A 3,170-nucleotide genomic window follows, 5' to 3' on the forward strand; every position below is an offset into this window, starting at 1 on the left:
GTGGAGCTGGCACGTGCCATCAGCGGCCACTTCAAGCGCATAGGCTTCCAGGGATGGCTCCCCGGCAGCGAGCCACTGCTCGCGCAGCCGCAGAATATGCGACCAGAGGGGGTGCCGGCCATAGACTTCGATGTGCCAGTGGGTGGGGCGCGGACCCTCGGCAGCGGGCAGCAAGAGGAGCAGGCTCTCTTGCCAGTGCAGACCTGTTCCGAGACCTCGCCCGGGCACGGGGTAAAGACGGCGCTCAATGCCCGGCAGGTGCAGCTCCAGCCAGAGGGCAAAGGCCGATTCGTAGAGCAGCTCGTAGCTCTCCAGGTCGGTCTCTGCTTCCTCTTGGCGCGGCTGCTCGCGCCAGAAGGCCAGCTCTCTGATGCGGTGGGCCGTGGGCCGCGTCGGCTCTTCCTCGCGCAGCTGCATAAAGAAGGCCGGGGTCCGCAGCAGGCGCCCCTCCAGACGATCGGGGGCAACCTTGACCAGGCGAAAGAGGGGCGTCGTCAGCGGGCGTAGCAGATCGCCCACGATGACCCCTTGCAGGGCCAGCTGCTCACGCCAGGCCGGCGGGACGCGCGGATAGCTGCCCGTTGCGATGATGCGATCATAGGGGGCAGCCGGAGCATAGCCCTGCAGGCCATCAGCGGCCACCACCTGGACCTGCTCGCCGTAGCCGGCCTGCTGCAGGCGCTCGGCGGCCAGGGCGGTGAGTTCCTCATCAATATCGAGCGTGACCACCTGGCCGCCGGGAGAGACTAACTCGGCCAGCAGAGCCGCATTGTAGCCGGTGCCGGTTCCAATCTCCAGGACGTGCATCCCTGGCTGTACCGCCAGGGCCTCCAGCATGGCGGCCATAATCGATGGCATGCTGGAGGAGGAGATTGGGTGTCCCTTCTCGTCGACCTTGGTCACCAGGGCTTGATCATGGTAGACGACGGGCCGCGCCTCCTGCGTCGTCCAGGCGCCCGGCTGCTCCTGCCGGCAGTAGAGCGGGACAAAGTGGGCCCGCGAGACCTTGAGGAGTGCGCGGCGTACGGCAGGCGCCAGAGGGTAGCCGCGCGTCTCCTCAATGCTGTTCACCAGCTCCTGACGCTCTCCATCTTCAGTCGTTCTCTCGATCAGATCATCCACCAGAAAACTCCTTCCATCCGTATCCGCTACGGCGCTGCTCATTGTGGCTGAGCCAGTGATCTCTCGCTTGAAAGGGCGAGACCTTCCTTGCCGGAGCTGAGCACCTGAGCAATGGTTGCTGCAAAGGGCAGGCCCGTCTCAACCTCCAGCCATTCCCACTGCCCACCAGGGTTGCACTCCAGAAAGATATAGTCGCCCTCGGGGGTCGCGATCAGATCGAGCGCGCCAAAGACCAGGCCCAGACGCTGCACCAGGGCCACGCAGCGCCTGGCCACGGCCTCGGGCAGGCCATAGGGCCGATAGCGCACCTGATAGCAGGCCGCTCGCCAGTCCAGCCGCGCCGCCTCCAGCTCTTGCGAGTCGATGCGCACCGCCAGGACCGTATGGCCGATGACGGTAGCGCGTACCTCGTAGGCCTTCTCGATGAGCGGTTGGAAGAGATGGGCGGTCAGGCGAACCTGCTCTAGCTCGGCCAGCCGTTCGCGTCCGACGCGGCTGGTAAAAATCAGATGATAGCGGTCGCCTCCTCCAGGCAGAAAGTTGCCGTGCAGGGTCTTGTAGATCATCTGCTCCTGGCAGACCTCGAAGAAGAAGCTACGTACGGCAGCGGGATCGTTGGTGATCAGGGTCGCAGGGACGCGCAGGCCCACCTCTTGAGCGACTTTGAGCTGGAGGGGCTTGAAGCTGGCGCGCCGCTGGGCATCCAGTGAGTTGACCCACAGGCAGTCAAGACTGCGCAGAACGCCCCCGAAGCCGCGATAGGCTTCATTCTCAAGAAAGAGCTGGATCAGTTCGGGGAAATCCTCGCGCACCTGGTAGTGATGGGGACGACGCACATAGATGCTGCGGATGGCCTCCAGGTCGTAGCGCTTGCCCTGGTAGCAAAAGGAGCCGGCCCAGCTGGCATCTCGCAAGAGGGCGGCCAGGGTGACCACCTGGGGAAAGGCCGCCGTATCGAGCAGGAGGGTCGCACAGCCGCTGCGCTGCAAAGCGTGTTGTACGCGTCGGGCGCTACTGTCGCCTGGGTAGCTGAGGATAAGTACGTAGGGTTCCATCTAATCGTCGTACTCCATGTCGAATTCCTCGTTGTGCAAGGGATTGGGCGACGAGGAGTCGTGACCGGTTGTGTGGTAGAAGGTAATCGATGGCTCGGGTTTCTTTCCTTTACCACCTTCTTCTTCGTCCTCGCCGTCGCCTACGAGGGGGATGCGGCGCTCCTGGGCGAAGAAGAAAGCGAAGGGGCCGTTGGCTGGCAGGGCCAGCGCTTCCACGGGGAGCGGCAGCTGTCTGGAAGCCTCAAGTGGTCGTTTCAGCATGCGATGAACTGCCTGCCTTTCGTCTCGTTGCCATTGTGGCGGGAATGAACGCCTACGCTGCTTCTGACCTGGTGACCAGCTCTGGCTGGAAGGGGCCGCTTCTTCGCCCCTGGTCAGGCCGGTCAGAGCTGGTATTTTTCCTGCACTCTATTGTAGCACAACGTCTGAGGCTTTCTTTGTACTTCGAGCTAGATGGAGAGCCAAATAAGGAAGCAAGCTTCTTTTTCGAATTGGATGAAATGTGTGCCAGAAATTCACATCGGAGAGTTAAAGAGGTGGAGATGAGGTGTCCGCAGGACAACAGGCTCGGGAGAGGAGCCATTGAGGCGCCAGGCTCGGAAGTGATGGTTTTTTCCCGCTTGGGGATTGACAGCAGAGGTATGCCGTATGGAGCCGCTTAGAAGGTCGAACATATACCCAGTGAGCCGCTGAGGGGCTTCTCTTCTCACCAGTTCCCCTACCAGGAAAAAATCGTCCTCTGCCTCAATATCGATAGCCGCTGGAAGAATCAGGGTCTGATGACCATTGAGGCCGGCAGCAAGAGCAAAAGGGGTAGGTACAACGTACATTTTTCTATCTCTGATCAGGATATCGCCATAGCTACCAAATCCCTTAATACTCTCATTTTTATGGATATATTCATGATCAGAGTTTAAAAAATCTCCATGACATATTACAAAATCAAGAAGCGGATAACTTTCCTGAGCAGTATTTTGCGGATAGCGTCCAAAG

General features: G+C 60.6%; 3 protein-coding genes and 1 pseudogene. All 4 read right to left on the bottom strand.

What is annotated here, in order from left to right; genetic code table 11:
* Positions 1-1,122: methyltransferase domain-containing protein (locus IRZ31_RS20880; protein WP_297157570.1), on the bottom strand; the 1,122-nt coding region annotated here is incomplete at its 3' end.
* Positions 1,123-1,160: 38 nt separating this feature from the next.
* Positions 1,161-2,177 (bottom strand): MvdC/MvdD family ATP grasp protein, encoded by a 1,017-nt coding sequence (locus IRZ31_RS20885; RefSeq protein WP_297157573.1) that lies wholly within the window; start codon positions 2,175-2,177, stop codon positions 1,161-1,163.
* Positions 2,178-2,438, bottom strand: coding sequence for a hypothetical protein (locus IRZ31_RS20890; protein ID WP_297157576.1), 261 nt, complete (start codon positions 2,436-2,438; stop codon positions 2,178-2,180).
* Positions 2,439-2,692: 254 nt separating this feature from the next.
* Positions 2,693-3,170: pseudogene (locus IRZ31_RS20895) on the bottom strand (hypothetical protein); the annotation flags it as partial.

The sequence above is a fragment of the Thermogemmatispora sp. genome (assembly GCF_019683635.1).
Classification (GTDB): Bacteria; Chloroflexota; Ktedonobacteria; order Ktedonobacterales; family Ktedonobacteraceae; genus Thermogemmatispora.

Excerpts from the sequence above, each read along its gene's own strand:
- IRZ31_RS20885 (WP_297157573.1), bottom strand. The coding sequence starts at position 2,177 with ATGGAACCCTACGTACTTATCCTCAGCTACCCAGGCGACAGTAGCGCC.
- IRZ31_RS20890 (WP_297157576.1), bottom strand. The coding sequence starts at position 2,438 with ATGCTGAAACGACCACTTGAGGCTTCCAGACAGCTGCCGCTCCCCGTG.